Origin of the sequence: Streptomyces sp. f51 (assembly GCF_037940415.1) — a bacterium.
Taxonomy (GTDB): domain Bacteria; phylum Actinomycetota; class Actinomycetes; order Streptomycetales; family Streptomycetaceae; genus Streptomyces.
This window is the reverse complement of sequence record NZ_CP149798.1, coordinates 7,145,211-7,167,181: the sequence shown is the minus strand read 5'-3', so window position 1 is coordinate 7,167,181 and position 21,971 is coordinate 7,145,211. Positions and strand designations below refer to the sequence as shown.

General features: G+C 68.2%; 21 protein-coding genes and 5 pseudogenes. 10 read left to right on the top strand and 16 right to left on the bottom strand.

What is annotated here, in order from left to right:
* Positions 1-56 precede the first annotated feature (56 nt).
* Positions 57-674 (top strand): malonic semialdehyde reductase, encoded by a 618-nt coding sequence (locus WJM95_RS31050; RefSeq protein ID WP_339135970.1) that lies wholly within the window; start codon positions 57-59, stop codon positions 672-674.
* 538 nt (positions 675-1,212) lie between these two features.
* Here WJM95_RS31050 and WJM95_RS31045 read toward each other — a convergent pair.
* Positions 1,213-1,389 (bottom strand): CsbD family protein, encoded by a 177-nt coding sequence (locus WJM95_RS31045; RefSeq protein ID WP_339133738.1) that lies wholly within the window; start codon positions 1,387-1,389, stop codon positions 1,213-1,215.
* A 181-nt stretch (positions 1,390-1,570) separates the two neighbouring features.
* On the opposite strand from WJM95_RS31045, the gene WJM95_RS31040 reads away from it, so the two are divergent.
* Positions 1,571-1,741, top strand: coding sequence for a hypothetical protein (locus WJM95_RS31040; protein ID WP_057605601.1), 171 nt, complete (start codon positions 1,571-1,573; stop codon positions 1,739-1,741).
* A gap of 306 nt (positions 1,742-2,047) precedes the next feature.
* On the opposite strand, the gene WJM95_RS31035 is transcribed toward WJM95_RS31040, so the two are convergent.
* On the bottom strand, positions 2,048-2,395 hold the full coding sequence (locus WJM95_RS31035) for a MerR family transcriptional regulator (RefSeq protein ID WP_339133730.1): 348 nt from the start codon (positions 2,393-2,395) through the stop codon (positions 2,048-2,050).
* Between the two features lie 1,186 nt (positions 2,396-3,581).
* Here WJM95_RS31035 and WJM95_RS31030 point away from each other — a divergent pair.
* Positions 3,582-4,421, top strand: coding sequence for an RNA polymerase sigma factor SigF (locus WJM95_RS31030; RefSeq protein WP_339133728.1), 840 nt, complete (start codon positions 3,582-3,584; stop codon positions 4,419-4,421).
* Positions 4,422-4,620: 199 nt separating this feature from the next.
* A pseudogene (locus WJM95_RS31025) lies at positions 4,621-4,921 on the top strand (transposase); the annotation flags it as partial.
* A 938-nt stretch (positions 4,922-5,859) separates the two neighbouring features.
* On the opposite strand, the gene WJM95_RS31020 reads toward WJM95_RS31025, so the two are convergent.
* From WJM95_RS31020 to WJM95_RS31000, 5 genes are all read right to left on the bottom strand, one after another.
* A complete protein-coding gene (locus WJM95_RS31020; protein WP_339135968.1) occupies positions 5,860-6,213 on the bottom strand; it encodes a VOC family protein in 354 nt (117 codons plus the stop codon).
* A 65-nt stretch (positions 6,214-6,278) separates the two neighbouring features.
* Entirely contained in the window at positions 6,279-6,431 is a 153-nt protein-coding gene (locus WJM95_RS31015; protein WP_339133726.1) for a hypothetical protein, read from the bottom strand.
* Between the two features lie 606 nt (positions 6,432-7,037).
* Positions 7,038-8,603: a hypothetical protein gene (locus tag WJM95_RS31010; protein WP_339133724.1), complete on the bottom strand. Its 1,566-nt coding sequence runs from the start codon at positions 8,601-8,603 to the stop codon at positions 7,038-7,040.
* 349 nt (positions 8,604-8,952) lie between these two features.
* On the bottom strand, positions 8,953-9,525 hold the full coding sequence (locus tag WJM95_RS31005; protein ID WP_339133722.1) for a hypothetical protein: 573 nt from the start codon (positions 9,523-9,525) through the stop codon (positions 8,953-8,955).
* Positions 9,526-9,640: 115 nt separating this feature from the next.
* Entirely contained in the window at positions 9,641-10,672 is a 1,032-nt protein-coding gene (locus WJM95_RS31000) for a sigma-70 family RNA polymerase sigma factor (RefSeq protein ID WP_339133720.1), read from the bottom strand.
* 72 nt (positions 10,673-10,744) lie between these two features.
* Between WJM95_RS31000 and WJM95_RS30995 the strand changes: the two genes are divergently transcribed.
* The 3 genes from WJM95_RS30995 (at position 10,745) to WJM95_RS30985 (ending at position 12,856) form a co-directional block, all read left to right on the top strand.
* Positions 10,745-11,086 carry a VOC family protein gene (locus WJM95_RS30995; protein ID WP_339133718.1) on the top strand — a complete coding sequence of 114 codons (342 nt, stop codon included), beginning with the start codon at positions 10,745-10,747 and terminating at the stop codon, positions 11,084-11,086.
* Positions 11,087-11,130: 44 nt separating this feature from the next.
* Positions 11,131-11,778 (top strand): maleylpyruvate isomerase family mycothiol-dependent enzyme, encoded by a 648-nt coding sequence (locus WJM95_RS30990; RefSeq protein ID WP_339133716.1) that lies wholly within the window; start codon positions 11,131-11,133, stop codon positions 11,776-11,778.
* Positions 11,779-12,376: 598 nt separating this feature from the next.
* Positions 12,377-12,856 (top strand): peptidoglycan-binding domain-containing protein, encoded by a 480-nt coding sequence (locus WJM95_RS30985; RefSeq protein ID WP_339133714.1) that lies wholly within the window; start codon positions 12,377-12,379, stop codon positions 12,854-12,856.
* A gap of 629 nt (positions 12,857-13,485) precedes the next feature.
* Here the strand turns inward: WJM95_RS30985 and WJM95_RS30980 are convergent.
* The 5 genes and pseudogenes from WJM95_RS30980 to WJM95_RS30960 all read right to left on the bottom strand — a co-directional run.
* Positions 13,486-13,689: pseudogene (locus WJM95_RS30980) on the bottom strand (IS5/IS1182 family transposase); the annotation flags it as partial.
* 436 nt (positions 13,690-14,125) lie between these two features.
* Entirely contained in the window at positions 14,126-14,428 is a 303-nt protein-coding gene (locus WJM95_RS30975) for a fibronectin type III-like domain-contianing protein (RefSeq protein WP_339133712.1), read from the bottom strand.
* A gap of 119 nt (positions 14,429-14,547) precedes the next feature.
* Positions 14,548-14,859: pseudogene (locus WJM95_RS30970) on the bottom strand (glycoside hydrolase family 3 C-terminal domain-containing protein); the annotation flags it as partial.
* 12 nt (positions 14,860-14,871) lie between these two features.
* A pseudogene (locus WJM95_RS30965) lies at positions 14,872-15,153 on the bottom strand (transposase); the annotation flags it as partial.
* A 178-nt stretch (positions 15,154-15,331) separates the two neighbouring features.
* Positions 15,332-15,844, bottom strand: coding sequence for a hypothetical protein (locus tag WJM95_RS30960; RefSeq protein WP_339133710.1), 513 nt, complete (start codon positions 15,842-15,844; stop codon positions 15,332-15,334).
* Between the two features lie 418 nt (positions 15,845-16,262).
* Between WJM95_RS30960 and WJM95_RS30955 the strand changes: the two genes are divergently transcribed.
* A complete protein-coding gene (locus tag WJM95_RS30955; RefSeq protein WP_339133708.1) occupies positions 16,263-16,682 on the top strand; it encodes an FKBP-type peptidyl-prolyl cis-trans isomerase in 420 nt (139 codons plus the stop codon).
* 49 nt (positions 16,683-16,731) lie between these two features.
* Here WJM95_RS30955 and WJM95_RS30950 read toward each other — a convergent pair whose 3' ends face one another.
* Entirely contained in the window at positions 16,732-17,310 is a 579-nt protein-coding gene (locus WJM95_RS30950) for a class I SAM-dependent methyltransferase (protein WP_339133706.1), read from the bottom strand.
* Between the two features lie 386 nt (positions 17,311-17,696).
* On the opposite strand from WJM95_RS30950, the gene WJM95_RS30945 reads away from it, so the two are divergent.
* Positions 17,697-18,521: an alpha/beta hydrolase gene (locus WJM95_RS30945; protein ID WP_339133704.1), complete on the top strand. Its 825-nt coding sequence runs from the start codon at positions 17,697-17,699 to the stop codon at positions 18,519-18,521.
* 178 nt (positions 18,522-18,699) lie between these two features.
* Here WJM95_RS30945 and WJM95_RS30940 read toward each other — a convergent pair whose 3' ends face one another.
* Positions 18,700-19,143, bottom strand: a complete 444-nt coding sequence (locus WJM95_RS30940) for a hypothetical protein (RefSeq protein ID WP_339133702.1) — start codon at positions 19,141-19,143, stop codon at positions 18,700-18,702.
* 98 nt (positions 19,144-19,241) lie between these two features.
* Positions 19,242-19,787 (bottom strand): 2'-5' RNA ligase family protein, encoded by a 546-nt coding sequence (locus WJM95_RS30935; RefSeq protein ID WP_339133700.1) that lies wholly within the window; start codon positions 19,785-19,787, stop codon positions 19,242-19,244.
* A 105-nt stretch (positions 19,788-19,892) separates the two neighbouring features.
* Between WJM95_RS30935 and WJM95_RS30930 the strand changes: the two are divergent.
* Positions 19,893-20,006 (top strand): annotated as a pseudogene (locus WJM95_RS30930) (IS5/IS1182 family transposase); the annotation flags it as partial.
* A 100-nt stretch (positions 20,007-20,106) separates the two neighbouring features.
* On the opposite strand, the gene WJM95_RS30925 reads toward WJM95_RS30930, so the two are convergent.
* Positions 20,107-21,639: an alpha-galactosidase gene (locus tag WJM95_RS30925; RefSeq protein WP_339135966.1), complete on the bottom strand. Its 1,533-nt coding sequence runs from the start codon at positions 21,637-21,639 to the stop codon at positions 20,107-20,109.
* Positions 21,640-21,971 lie beyond the last annotated feature (332 nt).

Genomic DNA, 21,971 nt, shown 5'->3' with positions numbered 1-21,971 from the left:
GAGCCCGTCCCAACACCACACCCTCCGCACACCGGAGCAAGAGAGAAACCGTGACCATATCCGACCGCGAACCGCAGGCCCTCGATGTCCTGGACGACGCCGGGCGAAAGCTGTTGTTCACAGAGGCCCGCACCGCAAACACCTTCGCCGCGACGGCTGTAACCGACGGCGAACTCGCCATGATCTGGGAACTCGCCCGTTGGTCGCCGAGCGCCGCCAACAGCCAGCCTCTGCGTGTGCTCTTCGTGCGCACCCGCGAGGGCAAGGAGCACCTGGTCCGGCACCTGGACGAGGGCAACAGGGCCAAGACGCTCAAGGCGCCGGCCGTGGCGGTCCTGGCGTACGACACCGACTTCCACGAGCAGATGCCGACAGTCTTCCCGGCCCGCGGCGACATGCTGCGATCGGCTTTCGCCGACCAGACCGAGAAGCGCGAGAGCATCGCTGCCTACAACTCGTCACTGCAGACCGGGGTCTTCCTGCTCGCGGTGCGCGCGGCGGGGCTCGCGGCCGGTCCCATGGCGGGCTTCGACGAGACTGGCGTGAACAAGGAGTTCTTCGCCGGGACCAGCTGGCGTTCCCATCTGGTGGTCAACATCGGTCACCCCGGTGCCGACCCATGGTTCCCGCGGCTACCCCGCGTGCCCGTCGAGGCCGCCGTCGCCTGGGCCTGACGGCATTGCTGGCTCATGGTCGCGCGGGACGCGGCCACCTCTTCCAATGGTCAATGGTCACGCCGATACGGGCCACATGACAGGCGATGGCCTCGGTGATCCGGTGCCCGTGCTCGGCCGTGCCCTGGTGATCGGTGCGCAGCGCCACGGTCCGCCTGTCGGAGGCGAGCCTGCTGCAACTACTGGCGGGGTAGCGGCCGGTGAGGCTCCGAGGAGGACGAGATCGGCTACCGCCGAGGGCAGGTGCGAGAGGCCCGATGGGCCGGGCGGGTGAGAGTGCCGCCGCTGGAGGTTCGTCTGATAGGCGCTGCGTGGCACGGTGGGGTCGTCTCGCAAAGCCGTGGACGCCACCCAGGCCCGCTAAAACCACGGGCCGTTCCCGCCTGGGCCCCGACGGCGCCCACTCCCCCACTCCCGGTGCAACCGACGCTGCACGTGCACGCTTCACCCCGCAGCCGACTGCCTGAGCCCGCGGTCCGGCCCAGGCAGCACAAATCCCGGCAGCCAACAGGCTGCCGGGATCAGGAGTGCTGTGAGCCTACTTGGGCCGGACGGCGTCCTTGGCCTTCTCCTTGGCCGCGCGCAGGTCGCCCTGGGACTCCTTGGCGTGACCCTCGGCCTTCAGGGACTCGTTGCCCACCGCGCCGCCGACGACCTTCTTGACCTTGCCCTCGACCTGCTCACCCTTGGCCTGAGCCTTCTCGTCCGCAGCCACAACCACTCACTCCTGTCTCACTCGGAAACTCACGTACGCCATCCGTGTCACCACGTATTGCATCCTCAAACCAGTCGAGGACCACAACGTATTCGCAGCGCGGACCGTCTAAGAAATACATAAGGCTGGCAGGAGTGAAGATCGGACCGCCGGGCACACGAGGGTCCGGAGGTTGATAACTATGGTTCCTATTCTTCTTGTTCTTCTGCTCGCCCTGATCCTCTTCGGTGCCGGTTTCGCACTGAAGGCACTGTGGTGGATCGCCGTCATCGTCCTGATCGTGTGGGTCCTCGGCTTCGTGATCCGGCCTGCGGCAAGCGGCGGCAAGCGCGGCCGCTGGTACCGCTGGTAGACAGCCACAACAGCAGCACAATCATGGGTGGGGCCCGACACCGTGGTGTCGGGCCCCACCCATGTCCCGTCCCCGTGATCCCAGGACGGAAGTGGTGATTCCTCCGGTTCGGGGGTAGCTGGAGGTTCATGGCCGGAGGCGGCCGTGACGCCAGGAACCATGGCCCTCCAGCACGACGCCTCCGGCCATCCACGAGATTCACAGCGAGTGCGGGATCAGGGGTATGCGCACGCGCAATTCTGACGGAAGGTCACCGGATTCGATGACGCCTGAAGAGTCATCGCAGTTCGGCTGGGCAAGCACAATTCAATGAGGGAGCCGCGATGCTGCAGAATCTGCGGACTGGGAGGCGCTGCGGTATTCGTCGTTGATGCGCCGGGCTTCTTCGAGCTGGTCTTCGAGGATGACGATGCGGCAGGCGGCCTCGATCGGTGTGCCCTGGTCGACAAGTTCCCGGGCACGGGCGGCGATGCGCAGCTGGTAGCGGGAGTAGCGGCGGTGTCCGCCCGCGGAGCGCAGCGGGGTGATGAGGCGGGCTTCGCCGATCGCGCGGAGGAAGCCCTGGGTGGTGCCGAGTATCTCGGCGGCCCGGCCCATCGTGTAGGCGGGGTAGTCGTCGTCATCGAGTCGGCCGAACGAGTCGTCTGCTGTCATTGCACCTCTCTCATGAAACGCGTGGAGGGGCCCTGGCGCCATTGCGCCAGGGCCCCGAAGGAACTGCTACACCATCTGCCGGCCCTGATACTGCACCGGCCTTCTGTTTCCGCACGAGCTCACGGGGGGTGAGAGCGTGTGCGGGGATCGCGGTTGCTCGACCGGAGACCACCTCACTATCGATGTCCTGCGGTACCCGGGCTCAGCCATTTCGCCCGGGCGATCCTGATGGCGCCTCGCTCCTCCGTTCTTTCCCTCTTGACCAACCATTACCAAAGGGGGGACTGCGTAATGCTGGCACTGCTCTACTGCGTGTTGCGTAGCGACCTGTGGAAGCGTCGCTCTTCGGCAGCCAGCCCCGTCGCCCGTCCTGCATCTGCTCTGGCTTAGAACCCCGCTGCCGAACCTCCCGGTGCGCGCGCCCGCAGCCGACGCCTTCACCGAGGTACTACTCACACACCTTCACTGCTGGATACCGCGAACTGCACTTGCGAGTACTTCACCTGCGGTCCTACTCACGGCGGCCCCTGATCACTGCGGGCCACCCGGTCCGGTCGTCAGCCCCGTCGCCGACCTGCGACAACCTGGCTTCGAAACTCCACCACCGCACCGTCCTGCCAACTGCAACTACCGGTACCACTGCCCGGCAGTTCGTGTCTGCCGGGCCCTGCTGATCTCGACTACGAGAGAAACCATAACCAGGCGATCTCTCAATGTCTACTCTGACCAACACAGATTTTTGTGCGTCAGGCAGAGAGCAAGTCGACCTCGAACAACGACGATGGACGGCCCCGGCTGGGCTGGCGACTGCGGCCGGGGCACAAGCCACGTCACACGCCCGGGCGGTGGACTCCAAAGGGGCTTGCAGCGCGCCAGGTGGCCCTGGCCGCAGCCAGGGAAGGGAGCCGCCGTGCCGCGGCACACCCTGATGCCGCGGTGCCGGACGTGCCCGCCCCAGGGGGAGGCAGCACGGCATCCCGACGAGCCGGCACGTCCCCGAGCCCTATGTCGCACCTCAGGTGCGGTGGGCTAACCTCCCTTCCGCCTTCACTCCTGCGGCGGAATACCGGAGTGGCGGAACCACCGTGAAATCGTGTGGCATGCATGCCCCAAGCGGGGGTACACCGTCTCCGGCCGCCCAGGAGCAGGCTGTGAACGAGGCTGGATCACGCAGGAGGGGATGAGCATGACAGCGACCGAGACAGCCGGGGTACAGACCGTCGTGCTGCCGGAGATCAGCGACCCGTCGCAGATCACGCCGAAGGACGCCCGCGAGCTGTCGAAGCTGTTCTTCGACCGCCTCGGCGTCCTGGAAGAGGGCACGCCCGAGTACCAGTACGCGCGCAACACCCTCATCGAAATGAACATCACCCTCGTCCAGTTCGCGGCCTCGCGGTTCCGCAGCCGCGGCCAGGACGAGATGGAGGACATCGTCCAGGTCGGCACGATCGGCCTCATCAAGGCCATCGACCGGTTCGAACTCACCCGCGAAGTCGAGTTCACCTCCTTCGCCGTCCCCTACATCGTCGGCGAGATCAAGCGCTTCTTCCGCGACACCACGTGGGCCGTCCATGTCCCGCGCCGCCTACAGGAAGCCCGGGTAGCGCTCGCCAAGGCCACCGAGGAGCTCCGCAGCCGGCTCGGCCGCATGCCCACGACCCGGGAACTGTCCGAGCTGATGTCCCTGTCGGAAAGGGACGTCATCGAGGCCCGGAAGGCCGCGAACGGCTACACCTCAACCTCGCTGGACGCCGCCATCACCTCCAGTGGAGACGGTGAGGCCGCCCTCGCCGACTTCATCGGCGTCGACGACACCGCCCTCGAACTCGTCGAGGACTTCAACGCGCTCGCCCCCATGATCGCCCAGCTCGACGACCGCGAACGCCGCATCATCCACATGCGGTTCGTCGACGAACTCACCCAGGCACAGATCGGCGAACACCTCGGCATCTCCCAGATGCACGTCTCCCGCCTCCTGGGCCGCACCCTCGCCAAACTCCGCGAAGGCATGCTCACCACCAACTGAGCACACGCGTCACCACAGCGCCGGCGGCGTTCCTCTGCCGTGTGGAGCCCTGTGGCGTGAGCCGACGGTACGGGGAGTTGGCCGCCCGCTGCCCGCCTTCGACACCACCCTTCGCCGTTGAAGAGCGTTTTGTCCCGGCGGGGTTGTTTGGTTCGGGGTTCAGGTCCTTGTTATGGCGTGATCGTTCGTTGAGCCGTTCATGGCGGATTTGGTTAAGCGGCTGGTGCCGGATGAGTTGTGGGTGTTGCTCCGGCGGGTGGTGCCACCGACCGAGGTGGTACGCCCACGACCGTGCGGCCCTGGCCGCGGTCATCTTCGTGGCGACTTCCGGCTGCACGTGGAGGCAGCTTCCGCCGGTGTTCGGGCCAAGCTGGCAGACGGTTTACCGGCGTTTCGCACAGTGGAGCCGGGCCCGTGTCCGGGTGAGGCTCCACCGCGTCGTCCTCGACGAACTCGGCGCTCTCGGAGAGCTGGACTGGAACGCGGTGGCCGCGCTGGCCGCGGGCGCGGCCCTGGGCATCCCGGCCGCCGGTCAGACTGGAGCCCAAACGGTGAGGGAGCAGACCTCACCGCGGTGTCCCGCAGCGCGATGGCTCGCGACTCCAGTACCGGCCTTGCCCGCGACAACCCCACCTCACCCTGACAAGCCGAAGTGACGTCGGGTGGGTGGGCTGACCACTCCCCCGGCGAGTTCGGTCAGCGGTGGCGCAGTTCCTCAGCCCGTTTCCGGAGCTGGTCTTCCAGGACCAGGTTTCGCCGCGGGCCACGGTCTGGAGCAGTTGGGCACACAATCGCTTCGGCGGCTTGCTGCCTGGCTACACGCCTGTTGGCTGTCTTGCGTTGACGCAAGGTCTTTCAAGGACTCGCCCGGCCGGTCGGAGGGGGTGGCTGCTCGCGGGTCGGCTTGTTGCGGGGCAGGCTGGAGGCGTGACTGCCTTCTCTTGGTCGGCTGTGCTGGTCGTGGGGACTGAGCAGGCCGTGGTGGGGGTCGAGCTGGGCGAGCTGACGCCGGCCAAAAAGCCCTGAGTGGGGCGGCCTGCTACGGGGCGTGCCGGTACGGCTGGCGGCCGAGATGCGGCAGGGTGTTCCGTCCCGGCTGCGCTTGGCCGACGGGCAGGAACGCAGCGTGCGGCCGGTCGGAGTGCCGTGGATGGGCGATCAGGGATTTCCTGATCGTGGCCTTCCTGGGCGAGGGAACAGCCCCGACCGGATGATGCCGCTGACAGCCTTTGCCCAGCCATGGAAGACACACGGCTGTGAGCCGACGGGGCGGGTGACGCTTCGGGGTCGGCAGCACGGGACCAGCCGTGGGCCTGCATGGTCTCGGATTCCCATTCCTCGAACAGCTGGAGCGGCGCCTTCAGGTCGCGGCTGGGGCCGCGGTACCACTGCCGCACACGCTTGACGCGTGGCGCGTCACGACGGGGCGTAGCGCGGGTCAGTAGTACTGGGCCAGGCAAAATTCGTGCTCTTCGGGATCGGCCATCACAACGACCACACCCTCCTCGTAGTCATGCCGTTCGCCGGTGAACCGGCCGCCGAGAGAGGTGACTTGGGCAATGCCCTCGTCGATGTCGTCGACGACGACGTCGAGGTGCAGGCGTACCTTGCCGTGCTTCGGCTCGGCCACCGGCTGGAAGACGAGTCGGGGCAGCGGGTCGTCGCGGTCGCCGAGGTAGACCCAGCCAGGCCGGGACGGCCCCGGCCGACGATCCAACAGGGCGCTCCAAAAGGCCGCCACCTTTTCGACGTCGACGCAGTCGATGGTCACTCCGGCCCAACGGTTCGGCATGTTGTCTCTCTCCTGCGTCATGGCGTGGGTGGTTGACGGTCCCCAGCAGACCGATCCTCAGTCAACTACGGGGACGCGACCGCGGGTGTGGTCCGGTGAGTCCTGGCCAGGTGGAAGACCTCGCGGAGCGTGACCGCTCTGCCATCGATCCGCGCGGCCAGCCGCTCCTCGGATTCCTGACGCAGTTCGACCCCGGTGGCGTGGATGGCCTCCGGCACTGACCACCACGTCCGGCGCCCACAGGATGCCCACGCGCCGCGAGGACGAGGACGGGGTGTTCAACAACGTCGTCGCAGGTGAGGTCTACCGCGGTGAGCACCTCGGCGACCTGCTCAGCGTGATGGGGCAGCTGCTGCCATGACGTCCACCGCGAGCTGCACCGGTTCCACGTCACGGGCGACCTCGTCACGATAGAGCTGACGATCGAGGGCACCTTCGGCGGGCCGTTCCCGACGCCCGCCGGCGTCATCCCGCCCAACGGCGCCAAGCTGTCCATCCCCACCGCGGACTTCTGGTACCTCAAGGACGGCAAGATCAAGGAGTCCAACTGCTACGTCGGGGTCAGCGTCATGCTCGCCCAGCTCGGCGTCCAGCCCGACTTCGCGGGCGCCGTCGCCGCCGCGACCGCCTCGAGCTGAGGGCCAACCCCGGCGTCGTCCACCCCGGGCTCGCCCAGCGTATGAACATCGGCACCGGAATCAAGCACTCGGAGAAGAACGACTCCTGACGCCTGGGCGCACCAGTCCCACCCCAAGCTGGTGCACCTGATCCAGATGTGGGTCGTCCCCGGCGCGGTGGGGCATGAACCGCCTGGTTTCCTGCGGTCAGCCGAACAGCAGCAGCGCAAGCGCCAGCGCCGCGTTGACGACGAGCAGAGCAACGCCCACGGGCCGGCCCCTGTCTGCGGGAGCGCTGTGCCCGGTCGGCCGCAGAGCGGGATCGGCTTGCAGGGCGCGGATACCGTCGACCGCCCGCAGCGCCTCCGGTCTGCGGCGGAAACGACGGCTGAGCCAAGCCGGGGCGACCACACCAAAGATCTCCGCGCCGCGGGCGCCCTCGCCGACCCGGTCGATTCTGAATCCGCGGCCCCACAGCCAAACTTGGCTGAACTCGTCCCAGGGTATGTGCCGGACCCGGCGTACCCCGACAGCCCACAGGCCCGCACTGTCCGCCGTGACGCGCCAGCTGAACTGCGTCGCGATCAAGAGGGTGCTGCCGAGGATGAAAAGCGCAGGGAACACGCGTTGCCCGAGCGACATGCCGCCGATCACGGTCAGGTCGCCCACCACAAAGGCCATCAGGGCGCCTTGGGTGAGGACGGCGCACCATCTGCTCCCGGTTCCTGGCCCCCAGCTCAAGGGCACCACGCCGGGGGCCGGTGTCTCGGGCCGGCTGTCGGGATACTCCTGACGCGCCGGTCCGATGTCGTATTCGGTGCACGGGCGGGGTGCTTGCTGTCCGTCGGACGAGACGAGGACGAGCCCGCCGCCGGGATGCGGCGGGCCGAACAGCACGGCCTCACGCAGCCGGTTGTGCACGGGAATGCGGGACTCACCGAGGGCGACCCGGGTGTAGCAGCTCAGGAGCGGGCGGCGCCCTTCGATGTCGTCGGCCGCGAAGACGTAGGTACGCCGGTCGTTCCCCCCACCCCCTTCGCGCACGAGCACACGCAACACGGGCACGGGCCCTTGGCGGAGCGCGGCGGCACGCCGTCGGTCCCTGACGTAGTACGCCAGGCTCAGCGAGCCGATGATGGTGCCGAAGAATGCCAGCGCCTGCCAGGTCTCGGTGTCCATCCACGCGGTGACGCCGAGCGGCCCGAGAACGAAGGCGAGGACGGCGACGGCGATCATCACGATGCCACAACCGGGCCGCTCGCCCGTGTCGCCCGGGCGAGTTCTCAGCCCTTCGGGCAGCGAATGCCACCCGCGGCCGGCGACCTCCTCTGCCAGCCGACGCTGACGGCGTGCGGCGGTGAGCCTGTGCAGACAACCGAGACACGCGTAGCAGGCCGCGACCGTCAGGCTGATGCCCGCCGCGATGGGAGTGCGCGGGTCAAAGAGCGCCCAGAGGGCCACCAGAGGGAGCACCGCTGCGGTGGCCAGAGGCAGCAGTCTGACGCCCCGGTAGACAATGGCGTAGACGAGCGCACCCATGGCCGTAGCGAGCCAGTCGGGAGTGCACGACCCTTGGCCTGAGCAGAAGTAGGCGTCCTCCGGGGCCAGCCGGAGGACAGCCATGCTCGCGAGCACCAAGGCCAGACCCGTGGGGATGGGATGCGCCCAGCGCCCGGGCCGCAGCGCACGCCAGCGCTCCGCGTCGGAGGAGAGCCAGTCAGCGATATCCGCCGGAACCGACTCGGGCACCAGGGGTACGGGGGCTTGGTCCACGACCGGCATTCTCAGGCCTAGCCCCTGACGACCCACCCGCACCAGCCGACAAGAACATGAACAGATCGGAACGGTCGGGCAAAAGCCGGCAGGAGCGCAGCCGCCAGGCGTGGGTCAGCATCCTGGATGCCGGGGTGGAACTGCTGGAGGAAGGGGCTACGAGCGTTCACCATCACCGCGGTCTGCACCCGGGCCCAGGTGCCTCCCAGGGCTCTGTTGGCACGACTTTCAGGAGTCCGACTGCGCCGCCCCGGGGAGCCGTCACCGGGGTGATTGCATGACCTGGCAGCTGTCGCAAGTGGTAACGCCGGCCTGCGACAGCTGCCAAGTGACACCTGTGCCGTACTGCTCAGCGGTCCACGGTTGCGCTGCTGGCGGCAGATCCGAAGCTGCCGTCCGGTCCGATGAGGGCCTTGCCGTCGGAGTGGGTGCCCGGCTCGGCTTCAGGGAGAGTCATAGGCGTGAAGGTGTAGATGACGGGTTCCCTGTCGGTGGCGGGGTCGTCGTTCAGATGCAGGTCGGCCTGCACTGTGACCGTGCGGCCGTCGTCTGTGGTCGTGGAGGTCAGGTTGCCTGTCCGGTGCGGGCTGACCGTGTAGTAGCCGTAGGACACGCCGCCGGTGAAGCGGAGGCCGGTGGGTGCGGTGAACGTCTGTTCCACCTGGCGCGCGGTGAAGGGGGATTCTCTGGGGTCGAGCCAGATGTTGACCGTGGCGGACTGGCCCGGCTTCAGCGTGGGGACGGCTTCCTGCGTGACCGCGAGCGGCTCGCCGGTAGTGACGACATCGAGGCAGCCCGCGCCCCGTCGCGGAAGCGGCGGAATGCGCCGGTGCGGGTGACGGAACGCGGAGCGCCGGGCACGTACCGGGTGGCGCGGTGTGCGGCCGGTGTAGTCGCATACCGCGCGGTTCGCGCCGACCAACGTGCCGTGAGTGACTGACTGAGCGTTTCAGAATGGGAAACGCCGTCGTCTGGCCTCCATGGTCAATGGTCCCGGCCGTAGCCACTCCCTGGGGGCCTCGGGGGCTGACGTTGGCTCACGCCCACTCCGTCTCCAGCCCGAACCGCTGTACGTGCTCCGCGCCCAGGAACGAGGTGAGGCCTTCGACGAGCTCGCCGCGCAGGGTCAGCACCGTGATCGACCACGCGAGGTGCGGGGCCGACCGGCTCGTGCCCACGTAGAAGGCCACTGCCGGTTGGCCGTTCGCCGAAGTGAGGTGGTAGCGCCAGCTCGGGCAGCGGGTGAGCGGGACCTCAACGGCGAAGTCCATGACGGCGGCCCGGCCCCGGTACCACTGGGCCAGCGGCGGCATCGACCAGGCGACGTCCTCGGTGAGCAGGGCGACCAGGGCGTCGGCGTCGCCGCTTTCCAGGGCGGCGGCGAAGGCGGTGACGGTCTCGCGGACCCGGGCGTCGCCGAGCTTGCGCAAGGCCTGCTGCTGCGAGCGCGCGGGGACCCGCTCGGCGAGCAGTCGACGGGCGCGGGCCAGGGCGGAGTTCACCGAGGTGGTGGAGGTGTCCATCATGGTGGCGATCTCGGCGGCGGAGAAGCCGAGCACGTCGAACAGGAGCAGCGCGGCCCGCTGGTTGCCTGACAGGTGCTGCATGGCCGCGACGAAGGCGAGTTCGACGGCCTCGCGCTGCTCGTACCGCGCGGCCGGTCCGGCCGGGCCGGCAGGCAGACCCGCGTCGGGGTAGGGGCCCAGCCAGGCGACCTCGGTCAGCGGGGTGGCGTCGACCACCGCGTGGTCGCTGGCCGGGCCGAGGTCGATGGGCATCGCCCGCCTGCCGCGCCGGTCGACGGCGTCCAGGCAGGTGCGGGTGGCCACGGTGTACAGCCAGGCGCGCAGTGAACTACGCCCCTCGAAGCGGTCCAGGCCCCGCCAGGCCCGCAGCAGCGCCTCCTGTAGTGCATCGTCCGCGTCGTGGGTCGACCCGAGCATCCGGTAGCAGTGCGCGTGCAGCTCCCGGCGCAGCGGCGCCACCAGGCGGGTGAACGCGGCGTCGTCCCCCTCGCGCGCCCTGGCCAGGTCGCGCGTCGCGGATCCCGCCGAAATTTCCTCGCCCATGAGGGACGATTCTGCCCCACTCCGGGAGTCACCTCTTCGAACGATCGTTTCCGACACCCCGAGGAGACCCCGATGAGCAGTGCCGCCTGGTTCGACATCTCCACTCCCGACGCGCTGCGCGCCCGCCGCTTCTACCAGGAGCTGTTCGGCTGGCCGGTCCACGTGCTGGACGACACCTACGCCCTGGTCGGCGACGAGGACGGCCGACCGACCGGCGGGGTCGGCCAGGCGGGCCCGGACAGCCCGTACACCGGGCTCGTCGCCTACTTCCCGGTCGACGACGTGGATGCCGCGCTCGCCCGCGCCGAGCTGCTCGGCGCCACCCGAATCCTCTCCCCGACCGACACGCCCGCCAGCCGCATCGCCGTCTTCACCGATCTCGACGGCAACCACGTCGGCCTGATCAACCGTTGACCGGTCCTCTGCCCGCCCGACCACCGCACAGGAGCATCACCCCCATGACGACACCCGCCACCGGAACCTGGCCACTGATCCACACCGAGCGGACCGCCCTGGCCGCCGACCTCGCGCAGCTGACCGACCATCAGTGGGCCACCCCTTCGCTGTGCGAGGGGCTCACCGTTCGTGAGGTGCTCGCGCACCTGACCTCGGCGGCCGGCCTCAACCCGGTGCGGTGGATGGCGGGCGTGATCCGCTGCCGCTTCGACTTCGACAAGCAGGTCGCCATGCGGCTGGCCGAACAGCTGGGCGCTACCCCTGCCGAGACGCTCGACCGGTTCCGCCGAGTGGCCACCCGCACGACGAAGCCGATCCCCTCGACCGCGGCCATGCTCGGCGAGACCATCGTTCACGGCGAGGACATCCGCCGGCCGCTCGGCATCGAACGCGACTACCCCGTGCGCACGTTGACCACCCTGGCCGACTACTACCAGCGCACCGATCTGCCCGTCTTCACCAAGACCCGCATCCGCGAACTGCGCCTGACCGCCACCGACAGCCCCTTCACCACCGGCGAGGGGCCACGCGTGTCCGGCACGACCCTGGCCCTGATCATGGCGATGGCCGGTCGCGCGTCCTACCTCGATGCGCTCGATGGAGACGGCGTTGCCATCCTTCGCGAGCGCCAGGCACAACCACGGGCATGACGTCCTGTATCGAGGTGGCGGGGCTGTAGCCGGCCTTGGTGAAGGTGTGGCCGTAGGTGGTCTTCGCCCTGGGGTCGATCTTCTTCGGGGCGATCACGGCGGTCTTTGGGTCGACGCTGCCGCTGGCCGCGCTGTCGAGGGTGTGGCCCTGCGGGAAGCGGACCGTGGCTCGGGTACCGCCGCCGGAGGTGGCGGAGAACTTGACGGCGACGCCCCTGCCTTGGCCGGTGGTCGCCGCCTTGGAGAGGGTGGACTTCTCAATCCAGTTGGCGGAGTTGGTCTTGAGCGGCATCTGGTATTTGACGTTGAAGTCGGCGGTGCCCTCAAGGACCGGGCTCCCCTGGTTTCCACCCGTGACGAAGGGTCACTGGCGCACGATGACACATCCCAGTTTCACGGAAATCCAGCCGGGGCCGCGTTCACAAGTATGCCGACAGACCGGGCCCAGACCCGTCCCACGCCATGTCGGGACGTCCCAAAGACCTTTGGGACGGCTGAGACGAGGCGGCAAAAGCCGTCCCTGCTAGCTTGCGATTGCCGAGGGCGACGAGCCCCGGCCCCCCTTCATCGGCCTCGCCTATATAAACCGGAGACCACCATGTCCAGCGCCGTCCAGCGCATCACTTTCAAGCGAATGTTGGCCACACTCGGCAGCGCCGCTGTGCTCACCGCCGGACTCCTTGTAGGCGGCGCGACAACCGCGCAAGCCGCCATCCCCACCTGCACCACCTCCACCCAATACGTTGACCATGCGGGTTACTACGCCATGGTCCCCACTATCGGCCACGCCGGCACCAACTTCTGCAGCCTGCGCCGCGGCGACAGCGGCGAGGCCGTCTACCAGCTCCAGCAGACTCTCTGGCACTGCTACGGCTACCTCGTAACCGACGAGCAGTTCGGCCCTGCAACCGAGGCGCTCCTCAAGAAGGCCCAGGCATCCGCCGGTGTAACGGCCGACGGTGTCTACGGACCCAACACCCGCGACAACATCAAGCACATGTTCTGGCAGTGGGAGAGCGGCACCTGGCGCTGCCTTAAGCTGACAGACGCTCCCCAGCCCCTGGTCGTGGGCAGCTGATGAAGTGGCTTCCAGCGGTGGTGTTCGGCGATCTGCGGCTTGAGCCGGTTCAGGTCCTGCGGGCGGCCATAGGGATAGGGGCAGAAGCAGCCGGTGACGTCTCGGCTCTCAAGTAACCCGAGACCGTACGGGCCCGGTTGTTGGTCGCGATGACCAGCCACGCGCCAGGACGGGATCGGCGGATCCTCGTACGGGGCCGGCCAGACGAAGGGCACCGCCTTCAGAGCTCCTGACGAGTGAGGCGTTCCTCCAGATCGCTGTGCAGATGGCACCGATGGAGGCCGATCAGCAGGCCCGTGTGAACCCGCTCCCCCTCCGTCAGCAGTCCCGCGGGCTTTGGCGTTCGAGCTACTTTCCAGGGCCTTCACCATGTTCTCCACCAGGCACCCCGCGAACAGCGGACAGATCGACCCGTCGAAGTCGAAAAGCGCGAAGTGAGCACGTTCCATCACCTACAGCAGGTTTTCGGTCTCCGCCGCAGTTCGGCGAGGACTCGGGAACGACCACGGGCGGACGAACAAGCTGTGCCTCAGAAGAGCGGCAACCGTCCCGGGGCGCTCTCCCCCGGCACTTCGAGCTGGGCGAGAGCGCGAGCGAGCTGCGAGGAGATCGACGACCACCGCGGTGCAGGCGTGGACGGTACCGACCGCGCCCCGAACCCGGCCGCGATCTGGGCGAACGTCTCGTGCTTACGCAGGTACCCCCGGGGCGACCGGCGCACGCTGACGCGGGGGGAGCCTGCAACGACAGTCACTCGCACGGATGGCGATGAGCAGGGTGACCCACTCGACCAGAGTGTGCGGCAGGTCGAGTGCGGCAGGACAGGAGACCAACGAGGTTCCTGCGGCAACGGGTTGAGACGTCGAACACCTCCCTCGGGCACGGGAGCCCCGTGCGTTGCGGCCACTCACTCAGCCGCCGCCTGCACCTGATCGGTGGCCACGCCGATCTGCGACATAAGACCGGTCAAGGTTCGTTCACGCGGCACCAACGATTGACGGCTCGGATCCCTGCCTCGTCATACCGCTCACATGCCGCCTCGGGCAGCTCCGCCTCGATGCGGGCTCAGGGGCCAGGTCCTGCTCGGTCAGCGCGATGCCGACCGCACGGAGGCACCGCCTCAGCCGTCGACACGCGAGTCCGGGATCGGCACACCCTGACAGCCGACGACCTCCGCGCCAGGATTTCGGCGCGGAGGTCGTCGATTGCTCAGGTGGCCGCGTCATCCCGGGGAAGGCCGGCCTTGGTCGATGGCGGTCGCCGTGCAGATCATTCGGCCTGCGACGTCGACAGGTACGAGCGTGCCCGGCCGAGCCGGACCGTGGGGCCGACGACCTCAAAGGTCGCGCGTGCGCGGATGTCGTCCGACGAGGAGCCGACGAGCACGTCGACGGGGCCGGGCTCCATGACGAAGTTTCTGCCGTCGAGACCGAGGTAGGCGAGCTGGCTCATCTGCACCGAGAAGGTGACCTTCTGGACGGCGCCGGGTACGAGCGTGATCCGACGGAACCCGACGAGCTCCTGTGCAGGTCGCGCAAGGCCCGTCGCGACGTCGCTGACGTAGAGCTGCACAACCTCGTCGCCCTGTACGGTCCCGGTGTTCTCGACCGTGATGCTGATGTCGATCGAGCCGGCCGTGTCGACGGACGACTCACTCAGCGTCAGGTCGCGGTAGCCGAACGACGTGTAGCTCAGGCCGTGTCCGAACGCGAACAGCGGTGTCGCGGGCAGGTCGCGATAGCCCTTGTCATGTCGGACTCCGTGCGACGGTAGCCGCTGCCCGTGTGCTGCCCTGCATGGATCGGGACCTGCCCGGTGTGCCGCGGCATGCTGTAGGGGAGCTTGCCACCGGGGTTCGTGATCCCGAACGGCGCCTGCGCCACCGCGCGTGTTCCTTGCTGGCCGCCGCAGTAGGCGTGCACCAGGGCGGACAGCGACGGAAGGGACTCGCTGAGCGCCATCGGCCGCCCGGTCGAGAGGACACCGACGACAGGGGTGCCCGTAGCGGCCACGGCGACGTGCGAGCCGTCGATCGCCGCGTCGTCCATGTCCAGCAGGCCCGCGGCCCGCAGCTCGGCCGGCAGCACCTCGTGCAGCTGCGGCCAGACCCCCGCTTCCGTCCAGTCCCGCCAGCTCACGCTCTTGCACAGCACATAGACGATGCCACGCAGCGCAGCCCGGTCATCCACAGGCAACCGCCCGGGATACCGATGCCGCCTGGCCGGACGAGCCGGCAACAGCGGTGCCACCCGTTCCCACAGATCATCAGGCACAAGGTCAGCAGGTACCCAACAGATCCTGCCGACCCAACACTCAACTGCCAATTCTCACAACGAACTTCATTCTGAAACCATCAGTAACGCGATAGTCGCTCTCCCGGTCCGCACCCGAAGCCGTTCTGGGCTTGGACCATCCTGGGTCTGCTTGAGTAAACCAGCCGGTTCTTTGGCGTCAGGGAGTGGATCCCTTTCGTTGTCAGAGGCTCCGGGTGCTCAGACGCTTGCCATTCTCGGCGGTGACAATCAGGTTCCACGCGGTGGCGTTGTCCCCGTCGTCGCCGTCCCACCAGGCCGCGAACACGGCGGCCAACCGCTTTACGTCGAACTTGGGACTCTTGTCGGTGTACGTGGTGGCGATTTCGACGTCGTAGTCCCGGTCCCCGAGACGGACGAGAACCACTTGGCCGATATGGAGCGCGACCTGCTTCGCTCCGTTCGCACCGGCCCAGGTCCGGAACCGGGCAAGAAGGTCCGGATCAGGCGCGCGGTGAGTCACCGGCTTCCCAGGCGGATGACGGTCCGTTCCTGTTCCGACGGCCTCCTTACAGCCCAGCACCCAGGCCCCGCGGTCCTTCTCCACCACGTTCCGCGGCTCGGCGGTGAGGGACCGACGGACGCATCCTCCCCACACCACTTCGCGAACTCCCGCGCCCTTGCCGCCGTCCTTGAAGAGTTGCTTGCCTTCGCGCCATCCGGCGTCGTAGGCCATCGCGTAGCCGTGTCCGGCAGCAGGACGGGACGCCGGCGACTTTGACGCGGTGCTGCCCCCGCTGCCGCAGGACACGGTGATCAGGCCGAGCAAGGCCGCCACGAAGCCAAGCCGAACGAGCCGTGCTTGTGCAGGAGCGCACATGCCCCGTTCTTCCTTCTCGATGCCTCTGGCCCTCCGGTCAAGTAGAGCCCCTTCAAGGGCACTTGGTTGCTCCCCTTTGGTTGTTTCATTGCCTTTCCGTTGGATGGGACGAACGCCGACGGAGCTTGCGCGGAGAGGCGGATGACGCGGATCACGCGCCGTGATACCAACCGCCTCGGTAGGTATTGCCGGTAGCGTGATCGCTACCGCATGGAATGGCCATGCGTCCGGCCGCCCCATGCGAGGGATTCCGGTGGCGAGCGATGGGACCGCGATGAGCGAACTGACGAAGCCCGAAATCGAGATTCCGGAGGGTGACGCGCCCACCGAGCTCACGATCCGGGACCTCGTGGTCGGGGACGGCCCCGAGGCGAAGCCGGGCAGGGTCGTCCAGGTTCACTATGTAGGGGTCACGTTCGCGTCCGGAAGAGAGTTCGACTCCTCCTGGGAGCAGGACCGGCCGTTCAAGTTCGCCGTGGGCGGCGGCCGGGTCATCAAGGGCTGGGACCGGGGAGTAAGGGGAATGAAGCGCGGCGGCCGGCGCGAGATTATCGTTCCCCCGCATCTCGGTTACGGCAAGCAGTCGCCCTCTCCGTTGATCCCGGCGGGCTCGACGCTGATTTTCGTCGTGGACCTGCTCACAGTCGTGGGCGGGCCTGCTGGAGCAAGGCCCGGCTCGACCGGCTCGGCCTGAACCTGGCGCTCTTGAGGGACCGCTCGTCATCCCGGTCGACTCCAGACCGTCAGGCTGTGCGCACGGCCATCAGCAGTCCGCTTGCCCATGCCATGCGCACGCATCGGAAGTCCTCGCGTTCGTCCAGTTCGGCCAGAAGGCGTTTGACGGATGCTTCGTGGCCCTCCGGCCAACCGGGCTGGGGGAAGAGGTCGTCGATCAGGTAGATCCCGCCGGGAGCCACGAGTTCCAGGGCTCGGTCGAGGTGGGTGAACTTGCCTGGCCAGGTGTCCGCGAAGACGAGGTCGAAGGGGGCGTCGTCGAAATCTTCCAGCCATGCCCCGCCGTCTCCGGAGACGAACGTCACCCGCGGGTCGGCGCCCAGCTGTTCTTGGGCGAAAGATTGGAGGGCGGGGTCGAGTTCGACGGTGGTCAGACGGGCATCGAGGTCCATGCCGCTGAGGAGCCAGGCGGTGCCCTCTCCGACTCCGGTGCCGAGTTCGAGGATCCGGCCCGCGGGCCGGGCGGCGGCCAGGGCTGCCAGAAGGCTTCCTGTGCGGTCTTCACTGGACATGATGAAGCCCGCTTCGCGCGCCTTGGAGCGCAATGCGGGCAGGGCGGTCGGGATGCGGCTCGGCGTATCGTCCATGCGGAGATGATGTGGCGCTTGCGTCATCGCGGGCAAGGTCAATCCTCGTCCCGGCCGTTGGTGGCTGACCGCTCCCCGGCGTCCACCATCCCCTGTCGCACAGCCGTGCAGCGATTGCTCGTGGAGACGTCGGCAGCGTTCCCGGCGTCGTTCCTCAAGCGGTGACGGCGAGCCGCACCCACCACCTCCGCCGCCGCCGACCGGACACCCTGCGGCAACCGGATGGTCCATCCGGGTGGATGCGCGACACCGGATTCCCGCGGAAGTTGACGCCCATTTTCGGATGTTAACTTGGCCGAAAATCAACAGGTTTGCCCAGAGATCGGCAGGATCATGGCCAGTGCGATCCGGCGGCGGCCTGCACCCTAATCCCCAGAGGAATTCCCATGCGCGCACGACGTTTGAGCTGGGCCGCCGCCACCGCAGCCGGTCTACTCGGCCTGCTGTCGTTCTCCCTCGCCCCCTCAGCCTCCGCACACCAGAGCAGCCAGTCGCACCCGAAGCCGACGGTCGTCCTGGTCCACGGCGCCTTCGCCGACGCATCCGGCTGGAACGGTGTGGTGAAGCGCCTCCTGAACGACGGCTACAAGGTCGTCGCCCCGGCCAATCCGCTGCGCGGTCTGCCGCAGGACGCGACCTACATCGCCGGCGTCCTGAACAACATCAAGGGCCCCGTGGTGCTGGTCGGACACTCGTACGGGGGCGCGGTCATCACTCAGGCCGCCGCCGGTGATCCCGACGTCAAGGCTCTCGTCTACGTCGCCGCTTTCATGCCCGACCGGGGCGAGACCCTCGGTCAACTCGCCGCCAGGTCTTACGACTCGCAACTCCAGCCCGCCCTGCGCCCGGCACCATTCGCCAACGCCGACGGCTCCACCGGCACCGAACTCACCATCGATCCGGCCCAGTTCCACAAGGTGTTCGCCGCCGATCTGCCCACGTCCCAGACCCGGATCATGGCCGTCGAGCAGCGTCCCATCAGCGCCTCCGCGTTCGAGGACGCCCCCACCGCGGCGGCGTGGCACACCATCCCGTCCTGGGCCCTGGTCGCCAAGCAGGACAAAGCCATCGGCGCCGACCTGGAACGCTTCGAAGCCCGCCGCGCCGGCTCCCACACGGTCCAGGTCGACGGCTCCCACGTCGTCATGATCTCTCGCCCCGACGTCGTGACCCACCTCGTCGAAACGGCCGCGAGGACCACAGCCCAGTAGCCTCCCGGAGGTCGAGCTACCGAAATTCGAACGGCTGGGGCTCAAGGGCCCTGGCCGTTCGGACTCGGTCAATCCTCGTTCGGCTGCGGGGCCTTCCCGATGATGTCGACCACGCCCATGGTGTTCTCCGGGCTGTACGCGCACCGGGAGGCGAATTCGGATGTGGAGAAGAGGGGCGCTAGGCCACACGCGCGACGAAGAATTCGAACCGGTACTCCTGCTCGCTGACCGCGGCCACCGTGCCGAGGTCATGCGCGAGGAATACCCATGGAGTGTTCCGCGCCTGCCGGATCGAAGAGAACCAGGCCTGCGGCAGGCTGAACTCGATCCAAGGGGCGAGTTCCAGTTCCGTGTACAGGAAGGCCGATGTGTGGAAGCCGTGCGAAGGAAGGAGCTCCTCCACCCAGGCGTCCAGACTTTCCTGGGAAACCTCGTCGCTCAGTGTCGCATCCGGTTCAGTGGACATGTCCCAGAAGCCGCGCACTGCTTCCATGACGCGCTCGGGCACACTCGCGGAGGACAGCGTGTGCATGGTGACGACCTCTGCGGCATCACCGAGTATGCGGTCCAGTTCCTGGCGCTCCCACCGCTCCCTCAGCGCACTGCGCAACTCGCTACCCACAGCGATTGTCCTCTTCGTAGGAGAGATGGCGCTTCGGCTGCATTTCCTTGTAGATCTTTCCGGTCATGCTCACACGCCTGATGCGGCACCAGAACCCGTCATCGCCGCCCCCGGGAGCGGGGTTCCAGCAGTTCCAGGGCGCCGGTTTCGGTGTCGTAGCTGCGCAAGGCGGTGAGCCGGACCGACACCGGGAGCGCCGGCAGCAGCTCGGGGATGCGCCGGTCGGCGAAGGCACCGGCCCGCCGGGTCCGGCCGAGGGTGATGTGCGGGCTCCAGCGTCCGGGTTCGTGCAGGGGGTTGAGGGTGCCGGGCGGGCTGTCCGAGGCGACCGCCTCCCACACCCTGCGGTGCAGACTCGCCAGCGTGGGGTCGAGGTCCAGCGCCCAGCCCAGCACCGAGGTGGGCCGTTCGAACCGGACCACTCCGGTAACCCGCACCGGTAGCGGCAGAGCGGCGGCCAGTTCAGCGAGCTCCCAGCGAATCGGAGCGGTCAACTCCCCGCAGGCGGCGAGGGTCAGGTGGGGACTGTTGGTCGGCGATGGGTGGCGAGCCTGCGAGGGCAGCCCCGCCTCCGCCAGCCGCTGCCATGCCTCCCGGACAACCAGGTCCGCCGCCTCGTCCAGCAAAGCCTCGACCGTACGCACTGCCGCAGCATACCGGCGCCCCCTCCCGATCCTGTCAGCGACAGCCCTCCGACCAGCGGCTCGACGCGTGGTCGCGTGAGCGGCGGCGTGCCGCCGGAGCCGGGCCGTCCGCTCCTGGCGGCGCGCGGGTTCGCCGTCCCCGACCCTCCGGGCCTGTGGCTGCGCACCCTGGATGACCTATGCGCCTACGCCGATGCCGAGGGCGTGGAATTGAGGGTCACGTGCCGGCCCGACGGCGCGGATCGCGTTCGTGGCGTCGGATCCGGGCCGTCGGGGCGCGACCGTACGAGGGGGATTGGTGGCCCCCGGTCCGTTCAGTTCAGCTCAGGCGCCACTGCTGGTTGGCGCCGCCGTTGCAGTTCCACAGCTCCAGCTGGGTTCCGTCGACGTTTCCGGACGGCTGGTCGCCTCCGGTGACGTCGAGGCACAGACCGGACTGGACGCCGGTGATCGTGCCGTCGGCGTTCAGGCGCCATTGCTGGTTCGTGCCGCCGTTGCAGGTCCACAGCTCGACCTTGGTGCCGGCGGTGGTCGCGGCGCCGGTGGCGTCCAGACACTGCGTGCCCCCGTACAGGCGCAGTTCACCGGCCGCGGTCAGGGTGGCCTTCTGGTTGGCGCCGCCGTTGCAGCCCCAGATCTCGATCTTCGTACCGGGCGCGGTGCCGTTGTCGTACGCGTCCAGGCAGCGGCCCGAGGAGGCGCCGACCAGGGCGTGCGTGGTGCCGGTGCTGGTGGCCGAGCCGGTGGACACCCGGAACAGGACGGTGCCGTGGCCGGGCACGGTGGCCGAGATCGCGCCGCTGGTGGTGGTCTTCACATGCGACCACAGGTTGTCGAGGCTGTAGCCGTTGGACGAGGCGGGCAGGCCGACCGCCGAAGCGGTGGTGGACACGGTGGCCGCGCCGGAGTTCTCGTTGAACAGCGCCACCGAAACGTCGCCGCCCGTCAGCGGCTTGGCGAGGACGTCCAGACCCCCGGCGGCGGAGACCTGCACGCCCTGCTTGCCCAGCGCGTCCTGGTCGACCGCGACGACGTCCCTGTTTCCGAGGATGGAGGCGGTGGCGGTGGAGGAGTTGGGCAGGTCGTTGCCCGTGATCAGCGGGGCGGCCATCTCGGCCCAGAGGCTGAACTCGCTGCGGTCCTCGGTGAACGACATGCCTCCGTTGCCGACCTCCAGCATGTCGGGGTCGTTCCAGCCGCCGGGGCCCGCGTACTGCGCCAGCTTGACGTTGGCGTGGAAGATCGACAGCAGGGAGCCGTAGCTGTCGTTGATGTCGCCGGTGGTGCGCCACATGTTGCCCACGCCCGCGCCCCAGGTCCACACGTTGTCCACGCCCCATTCGCAGAGACTGAACAGGATGGCGCGGCCGCTGCCGGCCAGGGCGTCGCGCATGGTGGTGTCGCGTTGCTGGGCGGAGGTCCCGTCGTCGTTGCAGTTGTCGTACTTGAGCAGGTCCACGCCCCAGGAGGCGAAGCTGTTCGCGTCGGTCCGCTCGTGGCCGAGGCTGCCGGGGTAACCGGCGCAGGTCTTGGTGCCCGCGCTCTCGTAGATGCCGAGCTTGAGGCCCTTGCCGTGCACGTACGCGGCGGTGCCGCTGATGCCGTCCGGGAATTTCACGGGGTCCGGCACGAGATGGCCGCCCGAGTCGCGGCTGCCGGCCATCCAGCAGTCGTCGATGTCGACGAAGGAGTAGCCGGCCGCGGCCAGACCGGAGGACACCAGGTAGTCGGCGACGGCCTCGACCTTCTGCTCGGTCACGTTGCATCCGAACTTGTTCCAGCTGTTCCAGCCCATCGGCGGAGTCAGCGCCTGGCCGTTGGGCAGCGCGCCGGCCTGTGGCGCGGCGCCCATCACCCAGGCGGCTGACACCGCGAGCAGGGCCAGGACGGTGCCGAGCGCGGTACCGCCACGTGTCGGGAGTGTGCGAGGTGCGCGCGAAGTCCGCGGTGTGCGGGCCTTATGGCGCGTGCGGGGCATGGGGAGGCGCACGTTGTCCTTCTTTCGGATGGGGGGCTACCCGATGAGCACTCACGCCTGCCGACAGCCGTGAGTGACCCTGCGTCAGGTACGCGAACAACCGAGGGGGATGACAAAGACGCGTGACGGGTAAGGGTGGAAAGTTTTGGATTCTGTGCGAATGCCGGGCCATACCGTCGCAGTCCACACAGGCTCCGTCAAGGGTC

What these genes read in the sequence shown, in the direction of transcription:
- WJM95_RS31040 (WP_057605601.1), top strand. Translation starts at nt 1,571, where the DNA reads ATGGTTCCTATTCTTCTTGTTCTTCTGCTCGCCCTGATCCTCTTCGGT.
- WJM95_RS31035 (WP_339133730.1), bottom strand. Translation starts at nt 2,395, where the DNA reads ATGACAGCAGACGACTCGTTCGGCCGACTCGATGACGACGACTACCCC.
- WJM95_RS31030 (WP_339133728.1), top strand. Translation starts at nt 3,582, where the DNA reads ATGACAGCGACCGAGACAGCCGGGGTACAGACCGTCGTGCTGCCGGAG.
- WJM95_RS31020 (WP_339135968.1), bottom strand. Translation starts at nt 6,213, where the DNA reads ATGCCGAACCGTTGGGCCGGAGTGACCATCGACTGCGTCGACGTCGAA.
- WJM95_RS31000 (WP_339133720.1), bottom strand. Translation starts at nt 10,672, where the DNA reads ATGGGCGAGGAAATTTCGGCGGGATCCGCGACGCGCGACCTGGCCAGG.
- WJM95_RS30995 (WP_339133718.1), top strand. Translation starts at nt 10,745, where the DNA reads ATGAGCAGTGCCGCCTGGTTCGACATCTCCACTCCCGACGCGCTGCGC.
- WJM95_RS30990 (WP_339133716.1), top strand. Translation starts at nt 11,131, where the DNA reads ATGACGACACCCGCCACCGGAACCTGGCCACTGATCCACACCGAGCGG.
- WJM95_RS30985 (WP_339133714.1), top strand. Translation starts at nt 12,377, where the DNA reads ATGTCCAGCGCCGTCCAGCGCATCACTTTCAAGCGAATGTTGGCCACA.
- WJM95_RS30960 (WP_339133710.1), bottom strand. Translation starts at nt 15,844, where the DNA reads ATGGCCTACGACGCCGGATGGCGCGAAGGCAAGCAACTCTTCAAGGAC.
- WJM95_RS30955 (WP_339133708.1), top strand. Translation starts at nt 16,263, where the DNA reads ATGAGCGAACTGACGAAGCCCGAAATCGAGATTCCGGAGGGTGACGCG.
- WJM95_RS30950 (WP_339133706.1), bottom strand. Translation starts at nt 17,310, where the DNA reads ATGGACGATACGCCGAGCCGCATCCCGACCGCCCTGCCCGCATTGCGC.
- WJM95_RS30945 (WP_339133704.1), top strand. Translation starts at nt 17,697, where the DNA reads ATGCGCGCACGACGTTTGAGCTGGGCCGCCGCCACCGCAGCCGGTCTA.
- WJM95_RS30925 (WP_339135966.1), bottom strand. Translation starts at nt 21,639, where the DNA reads ATGGGCGCCGCGCCACAGGCCGGCGCGCTGCCCAACGGCCAGGCGCTG.